Annotated in this window: 23 protein-coding genes; 7 read left to right on the plus strand and 16 right to left on the minus strand. The window is 51.8% G+C overall.

Annotated elements, in window-relative coordinates; all coding sequences use genetic code 11:
• Positions 1-42: 42 nt before the first annotated feature.
• The 4 genes from ACYVI1_RS01445 to ACYVI1_RS01460 all read right to left on the minus strand — a co-directional run bounded on the left by ACYVI1_RS01445 (position 43) and on the right by ACYVI1_RS01460 (position 2,523).
• Positions 43-645 carry a NifU family protein gene (locus ACYVI1_RS01445; RefSeq protein WP_460905944.1) on the minus strand — a complete coding sequence of 201 codons (603 nt, stop codon included), beginning with the start codon at positions 643-645 and terminating at the stop codon, positions 43-45.
• Between the two features lie 192 nt (positions 646-837).
• The gene (gene rpmA / locus ACYVI1_RS01450) at positions 838-1,212 is read right to left on the minus strand and encodes a 50S ribosomal protein L27 (RefSeq protein ID WP_460905946.1); all 375 of its coding nucleotides are present in this window, start codon (positions 1,210-1,212) and stop codon (positions 838-840) included.
• A gap of 100 nt (positions 1,213-1,312) precedes the next feature.
• Entirely contained in the window at positions 1,313-1,630 is a 318-nt protein-coding gene (gene rplU / locus ACYVI1_RS01455) for a 50S ribosomal protein L21 (RefSeq protein ID WP_460905948.1), read from the minus strand.
• Between the two features lie 131 nt (positions 1,631-1,761).
• A complete protein-coding gene (locus tag ACYVI1_RS01460) occupies positions 1,762-2,523 on the minus strand; it encodes an HpcH/HpaI aldolase family protein (protein ID WP_460905950.1) in 762 nt (253 codons plus the stop codon).
• Between the two features lie 92 nt (positions 2,524-2,615).
• Here ACYVI1_RS01460 and ACYVI1_RS01465 point away from each other — a divergent pair, with 92 nt between their 5' ends.
• Positions 2,616-5,711 carry a ligand-binding sensor domain-containing protein gene (locus ACYVI1_RS01465; protein ID WP_460905952.1) on the plus strand — a complete coding sequence of 1,032 codons (3,096 nt, stop codon included), beginning with the start codon at positions 2,616-2,618 and terminating at the stop codon, positions 5,709-5,711.
• The gene (locus ACYVI1_RS01470) at positions 5,674-6,315 is read left to right on the plus strand and encodes a response regulator (RefSeq protein WP_460905954.1); all 642 of its coding nucleotides are present in this window, start codon (positions 5,674-5,676) and stop codon (positions 6,313-6,315) included. Before ACYVI1_RS01465 ends, ACYVI1_RS01470 begins: the two co-directional genes overlap by 38 nt.
• A gap of 193 nt (positions 6,316-6,508) precedes the next feature.
• Here the strand turns inward: ACYVI1_RS01470 and ACYVI1_RS01475 are convergent, their stop codons facing one another.
• Positions 6,509-7,411, minus strand: coding sequence for a histone deacetylase family protein (locus tag ACYVI1_RS01475; protein WP_460905956.1), 903 nt, complete (start codon positions 7,409-7,411; stop codon positions 6,509-6,511).
• Positions 7,412-7,612: 201 nt separating this feature from the next.
• On the opposite strand from ACYVI1_RS01475, the gene ACYVI1_RS01480 reads away from it, so the two are divergent.
• The 3 genes from ACYVI1_RS01480 to ACYVI1_RS01490 all read left to right on the plus strand — a co-directional run bounded on the left by ACYVI1_RS01480 (position 7,613) and on the right by ACYVI1_RS01490 (position 9,229).
• Positions 7,613-8,362 (plus strand): SDR family oxidoreductase, encoded by a 750-nt coding sequence (locus ACYVI1_RS01480; RefSeq protein WP_460905958.1) that lies wholly within the window; start codon positions 7,613-7,615, stop codon positions 8,360-8,362.
• Between the two features lie 74 nt (positions 8,363-8,436).
• Positions 8,437-8,877 (plus strand): hypothetical protein, encoded by a 441-nt coding sequence (locus tag ACYVI1_RS01485; RefSeq protein WP_460905960.1) that lies wholly within the window; start codon positions 8,437-8,439, stop codon positions 8,875-8,877.
• A gap of 31 nt (positions 8,878-8,908) precedes the next feature.
• Positions 8,909-9,229, plus strand: coding sequence for a hypothetical protein (locus ACYVI1_RS01490; protein WP_460905962.1), 321 nt, complete (start codon positions 8,909-8,911; stop codon positions 9,227-9,229).
• Between the two features lie 197 nt (positions 9,230-9,426).
• On the opposite strand, the gene ACYVI1_RS01495 is transcribed toward ACYVI1_RS01490, so the two are convergent.
• Positions 9,427-10,323: a YciE/YciF ferroxidase family protein gene (locus ACYVI1_RS01495; RefSeq protein WP_460905964.1), complete on the minus strand. Its 897-nt coding sequence runs from the start codon at positions 10,321-10,323 to the stop codon at positions 9,427-9,429.
• A 30-nt stretch (positions 10,324-10,353) separates the two neighbouring features.
• Between ACYVI1_RS01495 and ACYVI1_RS01500 the strand changes: the two genes are divergently transcribed.
• Both ACYVI1_RS01500 and ACYVI1_RS01505 read left to right on the plus strand, forming a co-directional pair.
• The gene (locus tag ACYVI1_RS01500; protein ID WP_460905966.1) at positions 10,354-11,163 is read left to right on the plus strand and encodes an MBL fold metallo-hydrolase; all 810 of its coding nucleotides are present in this window, start codon (positions 10,354-10,356) and stop codon (positions 11,161-11,163) included.
• Between the two features lie 119 nt (positions 11,164-11,282).
• Positions 11,283-12,044 carry a TssN family type VI secretion system protein gene (locus tag ACYVI1_RS01505; RefSeq protein WP_460905968.1) on the plus strand — a complete coding sequence of 254 codons (762 nt, stop codon included), beginning with the start codon at positions 11,283-11,285 and terminating at the stop codon, positions 12,042-12,044.
• A 74-nt stretch (positions 12,045-12,118) separates the two neighbouring features.
• On the opposite strand, the gene ACYVI1_RS01510 is transcribed toward ACYVI1_RS01505, so the two are convergent.
• The 10 genes from ACYVI1_RS01510 to ACYVI1_RS01555 form a co-directional block, all read right to left on the minus strand.
• Positions 12,119-13,894 carry a type VI secretion system Vgr family protein gene (locus ACYVI1_RS01510; protein ID WP_460905970.1) on the minus strand — a complete coding sequence of 592 codons (1,776 nt, stop codon included), beginning with the start codon at positions 13,892-13,894 and terminating at the stop codon, positions 12,119-12,121.
• A 3-nt stretch (positions 13,895-13,897) separates the two neighbouring features.
• Positions 13,898-14,404: a type VI secretion system tube protein TssD gene (tssD, locus tag ACYVI1_RS01515; RefSeq protein ID WP_460905972.1), complete on the minus strand. Its 507-nt coding sequence runs from the start codon at positions 14,402-14,404 to the stop codon at positions 13,898-13,900.
• A 25-nt stretch (positions 14,405-14,429) separates the two neighbouring features.
• Positions 14,430-14,801: a type VI secretion system tube protein TssD gene (gene tssD, locus ACYVI1_RS01520; protein ID WP_460905974.1), complete on the minus strand. Its 372-nt coding sequence runs from the start codon at positions 14,799-14,801 to the stop codon at positions 14,430-14,432.
• A gap of 20 nt (positions 14,802-14,821) precedes the next feature.
• Positions 14,822-15,379, minus strand: a complete 558-nt coding sequence (gene tssD, locus ACYVI1_RS01525; RefSeq protein WP_460905976.1) for a type VI secretion system tube protein TssD — start codon at positions 15,377-15,379, stop codon at positions 14,822-14,824.
• A gap of 21 nt (positions 15,380-15,400) precedes the next feature.
• Positions 15,401-15,802 carry a type VI secretion system tube protein TssD gene (gene tssD, locus ACYVI1_RS01530; protein ID WP_460905978.1) on the minus strand — a complete coding sequence of 134 codons (402 nt, stop codon included), beginning with the start codon at positions 15,800-15,802 and terminating at the stop codon, positions 15,401-15,403.
• 53 nt (positions 15,803-15,855) lie between these two features.
• The gene (gene tssD / locus ACYVI1_RS01535) at positions 15,856-16,413 is read right to left on the minus strand and encodes a type VI secretion system tube protein TssD (protein WP_460905980.1); all 558 of its coding nucleotides are present in this window, start codon (positions 16,411-16,413) and stop codon (positions 15,856-15,858) included.
• Between the two features lie 27 nt (positions 16,414-16,440).
• A complete protein-coding gene (gene tssD, locus ACYVI1_RS01540; RefSeq protein ID WP_460905982.1) occupies positions 16,441-16,821 on the minus strand; it encodes a type VI secretion system tube protein TssD in 381 nt (126 codons plus the stop codon).
• 32 nt (positions 16,822-16,853) lie between these two features.
• On the minus strand, positions 16,854-18,215 hold the full coding sequence (locus tag ACYVI1_RS01545) for a DUF5458 family protein (protein ID WP_460905984.1): 1,362 nt from the start codon (positions 18,213-18,215) through the stop codon (positions 16,854-16,856).
• A gap of 259 nt (positions 18,216-18,474) precedes the next feature.
• Positions 18,475-18,921 (minus strand): hypothetical protein, encoded by a 447-nt coding sequence (locus ACYVI1_RS01550; RefSeq protein ID WP_460905986.1) that lies wholly within the window; start codon positions 18,919-18,921, stop codon positions 18,475-18,477.
• Between the two features lie 103 nt (positions 18,922-19,024).
• Positions 19,025-19,327: a PAAR domain-containing protein gene (locus tag ACYVI1_RS01555; RefSeq protein ID WP_460905988.1), complete on the minus strand. Its 303-nt coding sequence runs from the start codon at positions 19,325-19,327 to the stop codon at positions 19,025-19,027.
• Between the last annotated feature and the right edge of the window lie 2 nt (positions 19,328-19,329).

The following is a 19,329-nucleotide window of genomic DNA, read 5'->3' on the forward strand; positions in this document are numbered from 1 at the left end:
TGGCGCGGGGATACCGAGAACCATGCTCCGCGCTCCCTGCATTTATACCCCCTCCGCTTCCACCAACTTCACTTCCGGCACCAACCGGGTTAGCAGGTTTTCGATGCCTGCTTTTAGGGTTAACGTCGAGGATGGGCAACCGCTGCACGAACCCTGTAACAGCACTTTTACCGTGCCACTGGGTTCATCGAACGTGTGGAAACTGATGGCCCCGCCATCCGATTCAACCGCCGGGCGGATGTACTGGTCCAGAACCGCCTTGATTTTTTGCACCGTTTCGGAATCCGTATCAACTTTCATCGTGTTGCTATCCATCGTTCGCTGGGCAAACACGGGTTTCTGGTCGCCGAAATAATCTTTCAGAAACAGTTTTACCTCAAATAATACCTCGTCCCAGTCGGTTTCATCGTCTTTTGTCAGAGTTACGAAATTGCCCGAAATAAATACCCGGCGGACAAACTCGAAGCCAAACAGGGCAATGGCCAACGGCGACGCTTTGCCCTCCAGCAGGGCATCGCCCGGTGTCGCATAATCGAAGGAAAGTCCGGTGGGCACGAGTTCAACGTTGACCACAAACTTCATGGAGTTCGGGTTGGGGCTTCCTTCCGTAAAAATGGATACAGGGCGGCTTAGTGTCGGATTCATATAAATGGTAATTTAAAAAATCGATGCTTATCGTGGTGTAGCCGTGGCGTTGGGTTCTCAAACCTGACACCACATGCGGTACGACAACTGTTAGTTATACCGTTTAACACCCCAACCCTTTTTTTAGTTTTGCCCACAAAAAAACCCGCCTGACAGGGTCAAACGGGTTCATGGAAACTTGAGGCTCAATTATTACGCTTCAGCAGCAACAACCGCTTCTTCGGCTTTAGCCGGAGCTTTGGTTTCAAGCGGGGCCGCAGCAGCCGTCTCAACCGGAGCCGGCGCTACAGGCGCTACGGTGATTGCCGACGGGCCTGCGGGAATAATGTCAACATACGAGCGATTATCGCGGCCCGGACGGAATTTCACCGTACCATCGACTAAGGCGAAAATTGTATAATCTTTACCCAACCCGACGTTTTTGCCGGGGTGATGCTTGGTGCCGCGCTGGCGAATGATGATGTTACCGGCAATGGCCGACTGACCACCGAATAGCTTCACACCCAGCCGTTTGCTGTGCGAATCGCGACCGTTTTTAGAACTACCTACACCTTTCTTGTGTGCCATTTTCTTCTGAAAAGAGTTATAAAGTTATAAGGTTATATAGTTGTAAAGTTTATGTGTTGAAGCACTCCATAACTTTATGACTATAAAACTCAATAACTATTTAGAGAGTGATGTCTTCAATTAAAACCTTCGTCAGGTATTGACGGTGGCCGTTTTTCTTTTTGTATCCTTTCCGACGCTTCTTTTTGAAGATGATGACCTTCTCGCCTTTCAGGTGTTCGACTATTTTAGCCGATATTGTCGCGCCGGCGACAGTTGGAGCACCAATGGAAATGCTCCCTTCGTTGTCAACAAGGAGAACCTTCACCTTGTCGGAGGCAAGTGCAGCGTCCACATCGCCCTCTAACCGGTGGGTATAGATGGAGCGACCCTTCTGGATCTTGAATTGCTGCCCTGCGATCTCTACGATTGCGTACATGTGTTTTGTATGAAATTGGAAATGAGGGTGCAAAGGTAAGAAGAGATTTCGGATTTGGGATGTATGATTTCGGATTTATCCGCGTACTGGCGATTTAAATCCGAAATCATACATCCCAAATCCGAAATACCCTACCCTCTTCCTTTCATAAAATCGCTGGCCGCTGTTTTAAGCAGCCCGGCAAATGAATTCAGGCAGAACAGAACGCCCCGGTCGATGAGTGCTTTTGCCTGATCGCCGGTGGCGGCTGTTGTGCCCACAATCAGCCCGGCCTTTCTGATTTTTTCGACAATGCCCGCAATGGTTCGCTTCACGTCGTCGTGGCCGGGGCCGTCATAATAGCCCATGCTCATGGCTAAGTCGCGCGGGCCAACCACGAAACCGTCGATGCCGTCGACGGTTAGCAGGTCATCGAGGTTATCAATCGCTTCTTTAGCCTCAATCTGGGGCAGCACCAGCGTTTGTTGATTGGCAAACTCCACAAACTCGCCCTGATTCATGGTGCCCAGCAAATAATCATTAGCCCGCACCGGCCCGAAACCGCGAGCGCCGAGGGGTGGGTATTTAACCGCCTGCACGAGGGCTTCGGCCTGAGCTACCGTACTGATGCCGGGCATCATGATACCCATCACGCCCGCATCCAGAAACTGTAGAATCAGTTTGGGGTCGTTACTCCGAACCCGGGCTAAGGGCGTAATGCCGCTGACCTCGCAGGCCCGCACAATGTCCTGCACCTGAGCCGTTGTAACGGGGCTGTGCTCTCCATCGATCATGTAAAAATCAAGTCCCGAAAAGCCACACAGTTCGGCTACGGTAGGGTCGGCGCTGTTGGAAAGAACGCCCAGTACGGGCTGGCTGTTTTTAAGCCGGGTTTTAATAATATTTTGCTTCATAAAGTGACGAATCCCTGCGTTTTATGCTTATTTGCCGGGAGCAAGATAGGTAAAATTCGTAGCTTTAACGCTGGTCTCGGTTTTCGTTCGGTATGCGCTGGTTACTTCCCGTTTTATTGCTTCTGCTACAGACTGGGCTGGCGCAGCAACCCTTTTCCATTCGCCACCTGACCACCAGCAACGGCCTGTCGCAGGGGTCGTGTTTTTATATTTTGAAAGATTCGCGGGGGTTTGTCTGGATGAGTAGTCAGAATGGGCTGAACCGATTCGACGGCACCCGATTTACCCATTATCTCTTCAACGAACGGGATTCAACAACCATTGGCAAAGGTGAAGTGCGCGGTGTTATCGAAGACTCCGCCGGTGACCTTTGGGTAGGCACCGAAGAATGCCTGAGTCACTACATCCGACGCTCCGATTCGTTTGAACGCATCTATGCTACCGACGCAACGGGACGGCGGCACCCAGCTCTCCAGGAACCGTTTTTCAGCGACGATTCGACGGTTTGGTACGCCAGCAACCGCGAGGGTATTATGAAACTCAATTACCGTACTGGCCGCAAAATCAGTATCTACCCATCAGTTAAGCCAAAATTCAGTATCAATACGAAATGGATCGAGCATCAGCCCGCCCAGCAGTCCCTGCTTTACTTGCTGCCGATGGGGTTTGCCCGGTATAACTACCAGACACGCCAGCTTACCACATTTCTGACAGGTAAGCCGACCGATCAGCCGGTTTTTGGTGGACAGCGGCCGACCGGTAAATCCTACCTGTTTCAGTCGATCTATCGCTGCCAAATGGCGGGGCCGCATTTTGGGCATTATTGCTTTGCCGGGCCGCAGGGCATTTTTGAATTCGATGCCCGCCTGACCCGCCTGATTCGGCATCATCCGCTCCGGCCTGGGATTACTACCTATCGCTTTGTCGGTATTGATGAAGACGCACAGGGCCGGTGGTGGATGGGCGTCGAAGGGCTGGGCGTGTGGCTGTATGACCCAGACCGCCGTCAGCTACTGCGCGAAATCAAGCCGGGTGGCGCTACCGCTAATTCGCTGATGACCAACCAGATTTCGGAGGTTTATGTTGATGATCTGGGGTTGGTCTGGACCAATGGCGACCCGTTTGGCATCGATGTTATTTACCCCAATGCCTATACGATTGAAACCTTCCCCGATAATCCCACCGACATCACGGACCTGAACGATCACGCGATCCGGGGTCTCTGCGAGGACCGGCGGGGGCGCATCTGGATTGGCACGATAGACGGCGGCATCCGGTTGTTCGATCCGGCTACGGGCCTGATGCGGGCCTATACGACCGCGCAGGGCGTGCCACCCGAAGCCAACATCCGGCATCTGATTCGTACCCGAAACGGCCGCATTCTCGCCACGAACATACAGGGAATGATTCGGTACGATCCGCAATCCGACCGGTTCGTACCGATTCCTAACCCGCTTTGCAACGATGCGGACTGCCGATTTGGCCGGGGTATTCATGAATTGCCCGACGGTCGGTTTCTGCTGGCTACCTACGGCGGAATATTTCTGTTCAGTGCTGATTTAAAGCCAATTAGCCGCACTGATCCCGACGGAACGTATTTCGGCTCGTTTCATTTTGACCCGGCTACGCAGTTGCTCTACACGGGCCGGCGCGACCAGGACATGGTTGTCTACCGCTATCGGGCGGGCAAGCTGGTGCAGGAATATATAACCCTGCCGGGGCATAATATCATGGATTTTTACGCCGACCCAGCCCGCCACTGCTTATGGCTCAGCACCGACCGGGGTTTGGTGCAATTCGATCCGGCAACCCGGCGTGTTGTTCGTACCTATACCGTTCGGGACGGTCTGCCCGACGATGTGGTATATGGACTCCTGCCCGACCAGAAAGGCCGCTACTGGCTCAGCACTAACAACGGCCTGGTTAAGTTTTTCCCGACCGAAATGAAATTCAGCCCGGTGGTTTCGACCAGAGGACGCGAATATGACAGCCACGCTGCCCTGATTGGCTCCGATGGTACATTTTATTTCGGTGGGGTACATGGGCTGGACCGGTTTTCGCCCGATCTGCTGGAAACCTACAAGGCCAGGGTGCCCGTCCGGATTGTTGGTTTTCAGGTAAACGACAAGCCTTATCGGGCGGGCGATTTTATTGGCGAAACGAGGCAAGTCGATCTTTCCTACCAGGAAAGTACGTTTTCGGTTAGTCTGGCGGCCCTGGATTATTTCAGCAATGGCAAAAATCAGTTCTTCTACAAACTGTCGGGTATCGACCGGGATTGGGTATCGCTCACAGATGCCAACCTGGTTCGCTATGCCGACCTTTCGCCCGGCAACTATGTATTCAGGGTTCGGGCGGTTGATGCACGGGGGCAGCTCACGCCCGTCACGCAGTTGACAATCCGTATTCATCCGCCTGTGTGGCAGCGGTGGTGGTTCCGGCTCCTGAGTTTGCTCGCCTTTGCGAGCGGAGTTGCGTTTCTGGTTATGACGTATAATCGGCAGAAACTGGCCCGGCACCGGCGGCTGCTCCAGAACACACTCGCCACGCAGGAAAACGAACGCCGGCGGATTGCCCGCGACCTGCACGACGATGTCGGCAATACGCTGGCCGCCATAAAAGGAATGCTGGAACTGGCCCGGGAGCGGACAGCCATAGCGACCGATGTTCCCGAAGTGGCCCGCGCCTACGACATGATTGATAAAGCCGGGAACGACCTCCGCACCATTACCCACGACCTCATGCCGGTAGAATTTGAAAAATATGCCCTGCCCGATGTGGTCGCGCAGTTGGTGGATCGGGCGAATCGCTCCTCGCATACCGACTTTGAGTTCATTCTGTTTGGCACCATTCGGCGACTTAATCCCGAACGCGAATTAGTCGCCTACCGCATCATTGCTGAGTTGATTCAGAATGCCCTGAAACATGGGGGCGCCGGGCTGGCCATCGTGCAGTTAGGCTATCATCCGAAGCACCTGAGCATCCTTGTCGAAACGCCGTTGACCCATGAACGAATTAACGAATTTTTTCCTGAACAAATGACACCAGGAATCGGGCAAAAAAATATAACTTACCGCGCTGAATATCTGCGTGCTGTGCTCACTACCGACAGCAACGACGATAGTCACCTTGTTATGCTCGACGTTCCGTATGACGAATACGTTTCCTATAAAAGTCTTAATCATTGATGACCACCGCCTGTTTAACGACGGGTTGGGTTTAGTGCTGGCCGATGCGCCTGACCTGACCATCGTGGGGCATGTTTACCACAGCCGCGAGGCCAGCGAACAGGTGAGGCAACTTCAGCCCGATGTGCTGGTCATTGATTTTAACATGCCCGAAATCGATGGGCTTGAACTAACCCGACACCTCATTGGCACGCTCGGTCCGCAACGCATCCTAATCCTGAGCATGTACGGCGAGAACCGCTACATCGAGGATTTCAGACTGGCAGGGGCATCAGGGTATATGCTCAAGACATCCACGAAGGATGAATTGCTCACGGCCATTCGGGTTGTGGCGCAGGGGCAACCTTTCTTCGACCCCAAACTGGCCGATCAAAAACAGTTCAGCATCTATTCGGACGATGTGTTTCTGAGGAAATATCGGTTGTCGCCCCGCGAGGTCGAAATTATCCGGCACATTAAAGCCGGTCTGAGCAGCCCGCAGATCGCCGAAAAAGTTAATTTAAGTCACCATACGATTGATACACATCGGAAAAATATACACGCTAAACTCGGCATCAGCACCGTTGCCGATCTGGTACGATTTGCCGTAGAACAGGGCTTATAACTGTTTCAGAAAATGTACACTACAATATGTTACTATTTACTGATTAACATCAATAAAGATACCCATATCCGGGTATTGCCTTAACAACAAGTAAGCATGACCTTTGCTGTACGCTTCTACCCACACTAGCTTCTTTCGGCGCATTGAGCTTTCCTCTTTTCAGGTCGCCCCCTAAAACCTGGGCGACCTTTTTTCAGAAAAACAGGTTGGCCGCCAGCCGAAAGGTGTTGCAGTGAGCATCCACAATATCGGTCAGGCGGGGCGAGTAGCCGCCCCCCATCGACACGGCAATGGGCAAACCGGCCCGAATCGCCTGCTCAAACACAAATTTATCCCGCTCGCGGCATCCCTCGCGGCTCACACTCAATTTGCCGAGCCGGTCCGAGGCCAGAATGTCGACGCCCGATACATAAAACAGAAAGTCGGGTTGTTCGCGCCGGATCAGGCCGGGCAGCGTATCAGCAAGGGTGTTTAGATAGAGGTCGTCGGTAGTGCCGGTTGGCAGGTCGATGTCCAGGTCCGACTGCTCTTTTTTGAGGGGATAGTTTTCTTTGCCATGCATACTGAACGTGAACACGCGCGGCTCCTGCCGGAACAGCACCGCCGTACCGTTGCCCTGGTGCACATCTAAATCAATAACCAGGATTTTTGCTGCCTGCCCGGTTTCGAGCAGGTAATGAGCCGCCACTCCCACATCGTTGAGCAGGCAAAACCCCTCACCCCGGTCGGGGAAGGCATGGTGCGTTCCTCCCGCTACGTTCATAGCCACCCCGTCCCGCCGGGCAATCTGGGTGCAGTCGATGGTGCCCTGTGTAATAATCCACTCACGATCAATCAGTTCCGGGGTTAGCGAAAAACCAATCCGGCGCATCATTCGGGCATCGACCGTACCCGTTTTAAGCGCATGAACGTAGCGGGTCGTATGCACACCCAACACCCAACGGTCGTCGACGGGAGCCGGGCCGAAGAAATTAGCTTCGGTGCAAGTGCCTTCATACAGCAGTTGTTCGTGAATCAATTCGTATTTAAGCATTGGGAACCGGTGCCCTTCGGGCAGGCGAAGCCGATACACCGGCGAAAACGCAATCTGAAGCATACAAAGGATTTCGGATTGGGGATTGGGGATTTCGGATTTGCGGTGCCGGTCAATAAATCATAAATCCCCAATCCGAAATCCGAAATCCTATGTCCCGTTGGATAAGGATACGACTTAGTTAACCCGTCTTCGCCCGCTTGTGTTACCAATCCGCGTAGTTTGGTCGTTGGTAGAGTTTATCCAACTTGAACATTAACTTGTATGAAAACTGCAATCATCACCGGGGGCGGGCAGGGTATTGGCCGCGTTGTTACCCAATATTTACTCACGCACGGCTATCGGGTGGCCATTTGGGAAGCCGACACCGACGCCTTGTCTGAACTCCGCGAAGCCTTCAAAGCCTCATCGGCTCAAATCCTGTTTGTATCCTGCGACGTGTCGAGCGAGGTCAATGTCCGTAAGGCCGCCGAGCAAACCATTTCGCACTTTGGGCAGATCGACGCGCTGATTAATAACGCGGCCATTATGATGGAAAAACCCCTCGACAAACTAACCCTCGATGAGTGGAACCGCGTTATCGGCACTAACCTGACGGGGGCTTTTCTGTGCGCTAAACATACAGCGCCTTATTTAGCGACCCAGCGCGGCAGCATCATTAACATGTGTTCAACACGCGCCTTTCAGTCGGAGCCGGATACGTTTGCCTACTCGGCCAGTAAAGGCGGCATTCTGGCCCTCACCCACTCCATGGCCGTTAGCCTCGGCCCCGATATCCGGGTCAATGCCATTAGCCCCGGATGGATCGATGTGTCGGTGCTCCGAAAAAAAGCCAAAGCAAAACCCGACGAACTCAGCCCCGAAGATCATGGTCAGCATCCGGCGGGTCGGGTGGGGCAGGCCGACGATATTGCCCGCATGATTCTGTTTCTGATTGCCCCGGAAAACAACTTTATCACGGGTCAGAATTTTGTGGTCGATGGCGGCATGACCCGGAAGATGATTTACGTATAACCTGGTAGGGAAGCGTTATAACCATTGCCTGCCTTTGTTGGTTTATGGACAACATAACCTATTCTTCATCAATCATGAACATCGAACTCACCACCGCATCTGAAACGGCCCCGCTGGAAATTCTCGATTTCCAGGTATCAGCCCGCCGTGCCGCAGGTAAATCGTCACTTTCCCTGCGTTTTTTGTGCCGCAACAACTGTTCTGTCAACCACCTGCACATGCCCACCCTGTCGTGGTTCGATGCCAGTCAGTTACAGCAGTTTTCGCGGACATTAGCCACCGCCCGGCATCCGGAGACCTGCCAGATCGATTTACCCGATGCTGGTGTAAGGCTTACGGGAGCGGTGCGTCGGCTGTCGGGCCGGTGGACAACCGGGCGCACAATTCAGGTCGAAGCGCTGCCCTCGCTGGCAACCCCGTTTGCACCGTTCATGATTCACGCGTCGCACCATGATGTCAAAACCTACGCCAACAAACTCTACAACCGGCTATGGGAAGTATTTACGAAAGGATGAAAATGGTCAGGTAAATAACCAGCAAACGTCGATGGAAAATGTAAATCAGGATGCCATGCTCAACGAGCAATCGCGAACGTTTCGGCCCACCACGGGTGGAACCGATCAAACACCCGAAGATAGTCTGCCGCCCGATGGCGACTATAACCCGGCAGACCTGGCAGGTGATGTGAACAACCCACCCACAACGCCTACCGACGAGCAGGAAGCGCGAACCGGCAATGGTGGAACGGGGGCTGTTTCGGGTAGCCCGAACATGGAACCCGACGTAACCAACTACGGCAATGGCGATTCGTTGGGAAACAACGATGGTACCGAACCCGACCCCGAACTTTCAGACCCAATGGGATGATCGGTCGAATTAGAGCATAGTTAAGGTCGCGAAGGTCGTCGCGTTAGCGACCAACTGGTTGTAGAAAAGCCAACAAATTAACAGGCTCTCGTCGCAAGGCGACCTAACCGGTCATTGTTAGATCGCCTTGCGACGAGAGCCTTTACTAAAGGAAATTACGCTATACATACTAAGTCGCTACGCGCCGTGAACACGGCTTACACGCCCAGCGAACCGCCCAGAGTTGCCTGGTTGCCTGAATTATAGGTCGTTGTTGTTGAGCCATCGCTATAGCTCGTGTCGTCGGTATCGTCCGTGCTGTATTGGTTTGACCCAGACGCGTTGCTGTCACTCTCAGAAGCGGCCCGCTGGTTAACAAACGACTCAGCTAACCGGGTCAGTTTCTGATCCGTATTTTTTTCCTCTTCGAGCGTCTGGTGCAACAGTTGGGTGGCATCGGTGTAGCCCAGCACACGGGCCAGCGTAACGGCCGACCCGTAGGCGGCAATTTCGTGGTGTTCAATTTTTTGCCCGGCAATAATCAGCCCGGCGTCGCGGGTGAGCGAACCCGATTCAGTGTCTGCTACCACCTGCCGGCCATCGTCAGCCAGGCCGTCGATGGCGGCACAGGTTTTTTCGTCTGCATCAATGCCCAGGCTCTGGAAAACCTGCTCCAGGCGGGCTATCTGTCCACGGGTTTCTTCCTGATGCGTCAGAAATGCGTTTCGTACTTCGTCGGTTGTTGCGGCATCGGCCTGCTCGCCCAGCGCATCGACCGCCTGCCGTTCAGCATAATAAATGCCCTGTAGTTCGTTTACAAACAGGCCATGCAGACCCTCGCGGGTGTCGTTGTCATCTCCACTGAAAAAATTCGAAATGCGTTCTCCAAATGTTGCCATGATTTCTGTTGGTTTTATTGGTTGTGCCGTATTGACGTTCACTCTTTTACCCAAAACCATGCCACCTGCTGATACTGTGCAGCTTACTCGTTTAGCCCGCTTTTGCCTGTTGATGTTTTTCCACAGGTTTTGTAGAGTATTCGAGTCGATACCCCATTTACTGGCCATTTTATTGGTGCCCGCTCCATTAATCGGCGCTATCGTTGCTATTGTCATTGGTTTAAAAAATGCGTTCTTTGTACCCTGATGAATCTCTTTATTACCTCGTTAAATTCGGGCAGCAATGGCAACTGCTATTACATTGGCAACGATCGGGAAGCGATTTTAATTGATGCCGGTATTTCGTGTCGGGAAACCGAGAAACGAATGGAGCGACTGGGCCTGTCGCTCGATACGGTGAAAGCTATTTTCGTTTCTCACGAACATTCCGATCATATTCGAGGCATTCCGAACCTGGCCCGAAAATACCAGTTGCCGGTGTTTATTACGCCTGGAACGCTCCAGAATGCCCGATTTCCCCTAAAGTTATTTCCCATACGGGCATTGCGTGGTTATGAGCCGGTCCGGGTTGGCGACCTCTGCATTACGGCTTTTCCCAAACTGCACGATGCCTGCGACCCGCATAGCTTTCTGATTACCTGTCAGGGTACCCGAGTAGGCGTATTTACTGACATTGGTGCGCCCTGTGAGCACGTCATTCACCATTTCAGTCAATGCCATGCTGCCTTTCTGGAGGCCAATTATGATGAGGATTTATTGGAGAATGGCCGGTATCCGTATTTTCTCAAGCAACGGATTCGGGGTGGAAAAGGGCACTTGTCCAATCAGCAGGCGCTGGACATGTTCAGGATGCACAAGCCTGCGTTTATGAGCCATGTGTTGCTGTCTCACCTGTCGAAAGACAATAATTGTCCACAGTTGGCAAAGGCGTTATTTACCCCACATAGTGATACCACTGAGGTTGTCGTTGCGTCGCGTTTTGCCGAAACGCCAGTGTATACGATTAATGCAAACCAGAGCCGCGCCCGGTTGCCGGATGAGGCTTTTGCCATCTGAGAAGCAACCAACAGGTTATTCACTTCCTGTTACTATTTTGGTGATTTCTCTTAAATTTTCGCCCATATTGCAGTTTTAAAGCAGGATCCCTCCAAAACTCCCCATAATTTTTATTTAGAATGCCCAATTTATCCTTTGTAAAACGATCTCCGGGGCTTCTTTACTGCATTGTGATTAGTCTGCTGCTGGGCGCAGCCGGTTTTGCCGGTACCTTCGAGAGTGCCAGTTTTCAACGGTATTATATTCTGGTACAACTGCTGGCGCTGGGCCTTGGTTGCCTGCATCTGTGGCTGAGCAGCCGCTTTGCCCCAACGCTGTTCGCAACGTTCGGGCAGGGCATTTTATACACGCTGCTGATTCTGATCCTGGGAATGGGATTTACGCTGGTCATCTACTGGAAAACCGACTTCCTCGCCAGTCGATGGCCCTTTGTGTCGAGTCTGCTGCCTTTTCTGATCCCCTTCCTGGTGGTGCAGGCGTATCGCTATTATCGGCAGATACCGCCCGCCGATTACCGAAAATGGTATTATCCACTCAACGGTGATATGCCCGACGTTGACCTGCTTGACCTGACGAAGATCCTGGTGATCCAGTTCGAGTTTCTGAAAAAGCCGGAGGACGCTAATTTCACCAATTTCAAGGCGAAAGCGCCCGTTGCCATGACCCTCGGCGATTTATTTCTGGTGTTTATCAACGACTATAATGAGCGGACACCGGCCAGCCCAATTCAGTACACCGACGCAGCAGGCCGACCGTTTGGGTGGGTTTTTACCAAAAAATCAGCCTGGTGGCAACGCCCCGTTTACCTCGACCCAACCCTTGATTTCGGCCGAAATCAGTTGGCCGACAATGCCACGATTATTGCCCGGCGAGCGGGGTAAGTTTGTTTCAGGGTCAAGGTTTCACGTTCAATGTTCCATCCGGCAAACCGAAACGTTGAACCAGAAACAAACCCTTAATTCAGCATAATCACTCCGCCTTTTACTTCAACCATCGCACTGCCCTTGAGTGAAAGTTGAGCATTCGCTTTGATTTCGGCGGTGGCATCGGCTTCGGCTTTGATTTGGGCAGCTTTAATCTCCACACTGGCTGTGCCTTCGATTTTTACGGTGTTGGTCGCCTTGAGTTCGATGTTATTCTGCGCTTCAAACGTGATATCCTGTTGGGCTTTTAGCGCAATATTCTTCCCTGCAACCTGAATGTCGCCCTGGGTTTCGATAATGATTTTGCCGTTGTCGGCGAAGGAAAGCACGACATGCGTATCGGGTTTATTGACGTTGGTTAGTTCAATTTTCTGCTCGCCATCTTTATCGTAGAGGCTAATCTGATTGCCGCCTTTGGTCTGAATGGTCTTTTGCACATTGTCGCGGTGTGTATAGCTAAGCCCCCCCCTGTTCGGATAGAGGCTGGTGAGCACATAAGGATACTCGGCTAAGTTCGACTCGTAGGCAATCATGACCTGGGCGTCCACTTCGGGCACAAACAACATGCCCTCGCCGTTGGAGGTGTAGGCATGAGCCACCCGAAGCCAGTCGGACTCTTTGTTGTTGCCCGGCCACATAAATTCGACTTTCACGCGCCCTAACTTATCGGGGTCTTCATTATCAACCACTTTCGCCAGTTCGGGCTGCCCAATGGGCAATCGAAACGATGGATTGGGGGGCGGATATGTTACCGAATCAGGGACGGCGCGGAACGTGTTGGCGTAATTTCCACTGCTGTCGAGCGAGTGCGACACGTGCGTAACCCGGTAGCTGCCAAAGTTTTCTTCGGAGGAGCCCCGTTCTGTAATGCGGGTACCTTTCACGGAAACGACCGTTCCGACCGATACGTCGGGGTTTTCGCCAAAGCCCTGAAAATCAACTAATCGGCTGGTTTCCATCGCTTTCTGGGTTTTCGTAACGGCATCCAGTTCGCTTTGCCCGTACACGAGTTTCGGCAGGGGCATCTGCGATTCCTGACTAAACATTTTTTCGGACTCATCCAGGGCAAATTCGCCCCACTGCCCCAGGCCACTCACCTGCTGGTCTTTGGAGTGACTTTGATAGGTTTCGTCGGCCAGATAGTCGTAGCGGGTGTACAGAAATTTAGCGGGTTTGAGTCGAAGGCTCATGGCGAAGGTTTGCATGCCATCGACTTTAAAATCGACCTTTTGGTCGTTGGGCTTGCCGAAAATCAATTGGAGACCGTCGTAGAAACACCATTCGCCATATTCGGCGGCTAAACGGGCCAGAAACTCGAAGTTGGTTTCGTCGTACTGGACAACGTAGTTCAGCGATTCGGAATGCTTCGGTTTAACCGACCGTTTCAGCAGGTTATTGGGGTATGGATTCAGCACCTGTTTAACAATGTCTTCCAGCGTGCACTGGAGAAACGTTCGGCGCAACCGGCTGTCTTCCAGCAGAATCGTCAAGCCATAGCCTTTCAGTAAAAACTCGTTCGACAGGTCGCTGGTGTTCTTCAGGGCCAGTTCGGTTATTATGCCTTTGAACCTGAAATCGAACGATCCGTCTTCGAGGAATGGGTCGAACGAGAACTGAATGGTTTTGCCAACGACGGTGCGGTGCGACTCATGAAAAAACAACTCGTTAACATCTTCCAATTCCTCAAACGGCACGGTGAGATCAAACTGGTGATGGCCGAATAAATCCTGCTCAATGGTGAGCGACGAAACTAATCTGAGTTCCTTGCCATCTTCCAGTTCGATGTGGGCTATGACCTGTTTGGCCATTGGTCAGGTGTTTTGGTGGTCGATACCGTCGAGCTTAATCTTTGGCGCGGTAAGACGCAGGAGAATGCAATTGCTGACGCGGGTACGCTCGGAAAAGCGGAGTATAGTTTTGGTGTTATTCATTATCCGCTCGTAGAAAAGATTTTCTTTGGCGATATCCGTGCTTATAGATTCGGCGAGTGCTTCATAAACAACGTCTATGTTTGTCAGGTGGCTGGCCGTCATCAGCTCGAAGTAAAAGGTCGCGTAAGCGTCCTCAAACTCTAATTTTTGAAGGGCAGAACGCTGGTCGATTCGGTCAAAGACGATGTCACCACTCTTTTTGACCGTCGGCCCCGATGCCCAGGTGCCCAGCAGTTCTTCGTCCGTGCCGTTTAAGATTAAAATAATAACACCTCCCCGAACGCCGGACGTAGCCCGTCCCCGCTCGTATTTCTGGCTCAGCGTATGGGTGCATTGCAGCACGTCGAATTTTTTACCTTCTACGGTTAAGGTAGCCTTAAATGACATAAGCAAGGAGGGTTAAGCACTCATATCATACCTTTACGGTGCCTTTGTTGAACTTGACTTCTCCGCCCGAAATATTGATGACCGTATTGAGGTATTCAATATCGGCAAAGAACTCGTCTTTATAAAATACGCAGTACGCCTTTTTGAATTCTATTTCTTTAAACGTACCGTCTTCGTCAATGCGGTTGAGGACAATCTTGCCATCTTTCTGCAGGTTGGGGTCGATCATCCAGTTTTTGATGGCTTTATCCTCCATGGCATCCAAACTGACAACTACGCCCCACTCGGGCCGGGAGGCCGGTTCGCCCCGCTGGTTTTCGTTACGCACCACGCGCAGGAACATCCAGTTGATGGGAAAGTCCGTGCCGTCTATACTGAGGGTTCCTTCGTAAGCCATAGCTACTATGAATGAAGCGATTAACTTTCTTCTGCTACCCCGCTCCATTGATTGTCGTGCGGGACATCCCGCAGCTTAATTTTCTCGCAGGACATCGTCACAAACAAACAGTAGGCGTTGCCAGTGCGCTCCTGAAATTGCCGGACGCGCTTCCACATGTTTCGGACGAGGGTATTATCCTGCCGGTTCAGCCGACTGGCGTTATACCCATATTCGTAGGCATCTTCGCTTAAATCTTCGGCTGAACTCACCTGATTAAACTGCGTTTTAAGCGCCCCGGTATTGTCGTAATAACTCTCGGAAACATCCGTCACAAACGCATTTTCGAATTCATACGTCAGAAAAACAGACGGCTGATTATTGCGGTAGGTCTTGATGGTGCCGTTTTCGGTACGGTCTTCATCGACTAACCACTCGAAGAAAAAATCACTCCCTCCCTCCGCAATGAGGTAGAAATCGCCCAGATACACGCCGGAGGCCGGGTTGCCCTGATTGTTCATTGCCTGCTTGAAGGAGACCAGAAATTCAAGTGCCTCAATTTCCTGACCGCCAATAGTTAAAATTGCTTTGTGCGCCATAGCCTTGTTTATAAAGATTAGTTACTCGTCAGCGTCATGTTCCAGGGTTGCGTTACCATTAGAAACTGATTTACCACTAAAGAAGAAGTTCGTCGTTTCGAACGAGGCATCACCAATAAATAACTCAAGCAGCCCAAAACAAAACACCCCGTTTAGCGTCCATTCTTTCAGTGTGGTTTCACCCTCGCCGTCGTTGCTATTGGCATAAAAAGTGAGTTTCACATTTTTCTGCATCTTCGGGTTAAACATCCATTCGGCAAAGGTGGCCTGCTCCATCACATCCATGGCGACGTAGATTCGCCAGGTTGTGCCCGAAGCTGGCTGCCCTTTTTTGTTCCGCTTTCGGGAAGCCGTAAAAAAAATCCGGTTCAGGATATACAATTCGTTATCTACCTCCATTTCAGCACGAAGCGTTGCATCCATAAGTCAAAAGGTTAAATGATACATGTATGGCCGTCAACAACCTGATTGGATGCTCACTGCTTTGCCCATTCATTATTGTGTTCGATGCTGCGAATGGTGACCTGTTCGCAGGAGAATGTCACCATGAGTACGTGGGCGATGCCCGTCCGCTGCTGAAACTGCCGGGTCTTGGCCACCGAGTTCGTTAAGGCATGGGCAGCCGCATCCTGGCCACCACTTTGCTTATTCAGTGAGATCATATTCGTCCAGAATTCAAAGTTTTCACTGGAGTCTTCCGACGTGCTGACCCGATTGAAGGTGTTGCTGGTCTGGTCGTTTTCGTAGAAATTTTCCAGCACGGTCGTCACATATCCCTTCACAAAAGCGTACTCAACAAAAGGGGATTGTGACTTAGTATAAAAAATCTTAATAACGCCACTCTCCATGCGTTCAGGGTCGCTCAGCCAGTCGAAAAAAAGATCACTGCCCCCCGGCATAATGAGGTAAAAATCACCCAGATACACACCGGAGGCCGGTTTGCCCTGGTTGTTGATTTTTTGCATGAGGCTGATGTTAAACTCGAGCAGTTTGAAGTCGCTCCCGGAAACCGATAAAATTGCTTTTTTTGCCATTGTCGTTACGCGTTAAGCCGCTGTATATTAGGTTCCCCAGTCGTACTTTATTGTCGCGTTTCCGTTAGAAACCGACACTCCTGTCAGGACCAAAACGGTCTCAAGGACACCCAGGTCCTCAATAAAGTTTTCCTCAAACCCGACGCAGAACACATCTGTAAATTCCCATTCTTTTTGCTTCTCCAGGCCGTCGGTAAATGAGATGGATATATTTTTCTTGAGGGTCGGATTAAACATCCATTCGGTAAATACCTGATCTTTAACAGCATATAGCGAAATCATAATTGTCCAGGCCGTATTAGATACAGTTCGCCCTTTGTTATCCCGTTTTCGAATCGCAAAAAAATTAAGTTTATCGAGCACATAGCCCGTATTGCCAACATGCAGCATTGTATGATAAGAAGCCATAGCTGTAGGTGTTTAGAAGGTCCTGTTGCTCATTATTGCTGGTCGTAGTCCGCTTTCCACTCTGCCGAATCGGGGTCGTCGCCTTTCTGTCCGTCGAGTTTGAGCAGGAAGGTTTTAGACGGGAAATAAGGAATCATGTGGATATCTAAATAGATGCGGTCTTTCTGCTTGGGGTCCTGCTCGAAGCGCATCAGTTTGAATTTTTCGATGAGTTTACCCGGCCCCGTCACGCTGTCTAAAAACTTCACAATCTGCTTCTGAATGTCCATGCGGGTGTTGGTATTGAAATTCTCAAACGCCCGGCGATTCAGAAAATCAATCAGCACTTTGGTAATATAGTCGAATACCCGCACCACCGAATAGGTCTGCAGACCAATGTTGTCGCCGTTGAAAAGGGTTTTGGCCGAGAACGGCATCACCTTGCCATACTCGTTGACCATCGGAATCAGCCCCATTTTTTCCAGTGTGGCGATTTCACTTTTCTTCAGGGGAAACCGCACGCCGTCGGCCTCGTTGAGGGCACCGTGTTTGCGGCCAGCCGTCACCTGCGACATCACCGTGCCATGGATCTTGCCTGCCAGGGCACTCGACCCAGGCACATACAGGTCTTCTTCCTCGCCAACGTCCTGATGCCGCCCCCGGCCCGCCAGCCAGTTGCAGGTCATCATCACATTGGAGAGATACGCATCGCCCCCCGTCAGGTTAGCCGACTCGAAGAGATCGACTACATCGTCGGGCGCGTCTAAGTGCTGGAAATCAGTCACCAGCATCACTTTGTTTTTATAAGCAATCTGCGCCCACTTGTCCACCACTTTTTTCGACCCTAAGTAGCCCGGCATGACCAGCAGCGAGTAGCTGTCGCGCAGGTCGAGCCGGTCGTAGTTGCGGGCAAATTCTTCGGCCACGGCATCAATAAACGTCGTGTTGTCGAGGTCGGTCATTTGCTCCGGCTCGGCGTTCATGATGTTTACGTTCTTGACCTTATCCTGGTCGGTGTTGGCGTAGAAACTGGCCACCGAGCGGTAGGATTGCTCCAGCCCCCGGTTCGTCTCGTAGGCCCGGCGCAGGTTTTCGCTGAGCAGCGTTTGGGCGGTTTCGGCTTTAGTTTGCGCGGTTTGGGCTACATCGGCCACTGTATCGGCGCTGTTGAGCAGCTCGAGCAGCAAGTGCAGGCGCTTGCTCAGGGCCGCACGTTCGTTCGCTTTGGCCTCTTCGGTGAGAAAGATTTTTTTGCGGGCTTTTTTCTCCGGGTTCAGGTTCTGAACACCATCTAAGGTGGTTTCCAGAATCGCAAAGCCGCCGTATTTGGCCAATTTGGCGCAGCTATCATCGAGCGATAAGGCTCCTTCTGCTGTTTTCTCGCCTAATTTAAGTGGTTTGTCCTGTGCTTCCATGTAGGTTTTTACGTGTTGGGTTTACGGTTTCAGGTTTCAAGTTCCAGGTTGGCTAACGGGCTAAACCTGTTCCCGTGGTCTGTGTCCTCACAGATCATTCTGCCGGACGGTTTATCGTAGCTGGCGCATCCGAGTCTGTGCGGACACAGACCACGGGAACGCCGGGCCGCCGGAACGGTTCCATGTTCCATGTCACTGAGCGAAGACCAAACTTCCATACAGCTAACCAGGAACGTTAAACCAGGAACGTTGAACTATTTTACTGCGCTTCTTCCAGTTCACGAATCATGGCCTCAATAGCTGCCGTGTAAGCCGCTTTACCGTCGGGGTTTTCGAGCATCGTTTTCAGGATCTTGTTCGACTTGAGTTGGCGGACATACTTTTGAAAATCCTCAAATGTCATGTTCAATTCCTGGAGGTATTGACTCTGGGCAATAATGCCCTGCTTGCTGAAGTCGGCGAGGGAGTTAAATCGCAGTGTTTCGCTAATGGTGCTGCCGTCTTCGGTGTCAAATTCGACTTCCTGTTCCGGCTTGAAATAGGCAAACACTTCATTCACCGTTTTCAGACCTTCAACCACCTGCGGGCGAATGGGCGGGTCGGCCGTTAGTTTCTCAATGAGGAGGGTTTTGTTCTGGGGGATGTCAACGATGCTCTCGCTGACGTTGAGCTTACGCTCCTGTCCACCGATTCCGTAGTCGAACATAGTTTATAATATTGGTTAAAATGTTAGAAATCAATGTATTATTTCCTGGTTGGGGGTTGAGTTGACCATACGCCATATCTTGGAGATATGGCGTATGGTCAACTCAACCCCCAACCAACACCGTGGGGCAGCCCACCACGATACTGCCGCCGTGGGCGGTCATATCACCCATCCGGGCGGCCGGTTTGCCACCAATAAGCACCGTTGCCGACCCGGCTGCGATTACATCAGGTGGCCCAACGCACACACACATATCGCCCACGGTTGCGGCTGGTTGCCCGGCAATGAGCACGGTTGGCACGCCCGGCCCCATAATCGGCCCTCCTACGTGTGGAATGGGCACTACTGCAGGGGTTTGCATGGGGCAAACGTGCATATCCATCAGGCGGGCGGCTGGTTGTGGCATGG

Source organism: Spirosoma areae (assembly GCF_054781775.1).

Bases quoted from the DNA above. Each gene is read 5' to 3' on its own strand.
- tssD (WP_460905978.1), bottom strand. From the start codon at position 15,802: ATGGATGCAACGCTTCGTGCTGAAATGGAGGTAGATAACGAATTGTAT.
- ACYVI1_RS01445 (WP_460905944.1), bottom strand. From the start codon at position 645: ATGAATCCGACACTAAGCCGCCCTGTATCCATTTTTACGGAAGGAAGC.
- ACYVI1_RS01550 (WP_460905986.1), bottom strand. From the start codon at position 18,921: ATGTTCGACTACGGAATCGGTGGACAGGAGCGTAAGCTCAACGTCAGC.
- tssD (WP_460905974.1), bottom strand. From the start codon at position 14,801: ATGGCTTACGAAGGAACCCTCAGTATAGACGGCACGGACTTTCCCATC.
- rpmA (WP_460905946.1), bottom strand. From the start codon at position 1,212: ATGGCACACAAGAAAGGTGTAGGTAGTTCTAAAAACGGTCGCGATTCG.
- ACYVI1_RS01505 (WP_460905968.1), top strand. From the start codon at position 11,283: ATGCCCAATTTATCCTTTGTAAAACGATCTCCGGGGCTTCTTTACTGC.
- ACYVI1_RS01460 (WP_460905950.1), bottom strand. From the start codon at position 2,523: ATGAAGCAAAATATTATTAAAACCCGGCTTAAAAACAGCCAGCCCGTA.
- ACYVI1_RS01490 (WP_460905962.1), top strand. From the start codon at position 8,909: ATGGAAAATGTAAATCAGGATGCCATGCTCAACGAGCAATCGCGAACG.
- ACYVI1_RS01480 (WP_460905958.1), top strand. From the start codon at position 7,613: ATGAAAACTGCAATCATCACCGGGGGCGGGCAGGGTATTGGCCGCGTT.
- rplU (WP_460905948.1), bottom strand. From the start codon at position 1,630: ATGTACGCAATCGTAGAGATCGCAGGGCAGCAATTCAAGATCCAGAAG.
- tssD (WP_460905976.1), bottom strand. From the start codon at position 15,379: ATGGCGCACAAAGCAATTTTAACTATTGGCGGTCAGGAAATTGAGGCA.
- tssD (WP_460905982.1), bottom strand. From the start codon at position 16,821: ATGGCTTCTTATCATACAATGCTGCATGTTGGCAATACGGGCTATGTG.
- ACYVI1_RS01485 (WP_460905960.1), top strand. From the start codon at position 8,437: ATGAACATCGAACTCACCACCGCATCTGAAACGGCCCCGCTGGAAATT.
- ACYVI1_RS01495 (WP_460905964.1), bottom strand. From the start codon at position 10,323: ATGACAATAGCAACGATAGCGCCGATTAATGGAGCGGGCACCAATAAA.
- ACYVI1_RS01555 (WP_460905988.1), bottom strand. From the start codon at position 19,327: ATGCCACAACCAGCCGCCCGCCTGATGGATATGCACGTTTGCCCCATG.
- tssD (WP_460905972.1), bottom strand. From the start codon at position 14,404: ATGTCATTTAAGGCTACCTTAACCGTAGAAGGTAAAAAATTCGACGTG.
- ACYVI1_RS01510 (WP_460905970.1), bottom strand. From the start codon at position 13,894: ATGGCCAAACAGGTCATAGCCCACATCGAACTGGAAGATGGCAAGGAA.
- ACYVI1_RS01475 (WP_460905956.1), bottom strand. From the start codon at position 7,411: ATGCTTCAGATTGCGTTTTCGCCGGTGTATCGGCTTCGCCTGCCCGAA.
- tssD (WP_460905980.1), bottom strand. From the start codon at position 16,413: ATGGCAAAAAAAGCAATTTTATCGGTTTCCGGGAGCGACTTCAAACTG.
- ACYVI1_RS01465 (WP_460905952.1), top strand. From the start codon at position 2,616: ATGCGCTGGTTACTTCCCGTTTTATTGCTTCTGCTACAGACTGGGCTG.
- ACYVI1_RS01470 (WP_460905954.1), top strand. From the start codon at position 5,674: ATGACGAATACGTTTCCTATAAAAGTCTTAATCATTGATGACCACCGC.
- ACYVI1_RS01545 (WP_460905984.1), bottom strand. From the start codon at position 18,215: ATGGAAGCACAGGACAAACCACTTAAATTAGGCGAGAAAACAGCAGAA.
- ACYVI1_RS01500 (WP_460905966.1), top strand. From the start codon at position 10,354: ATGAATCTCTTTATTACCTCGTTAAATTCGGGCAGCAATGGCAACTGC.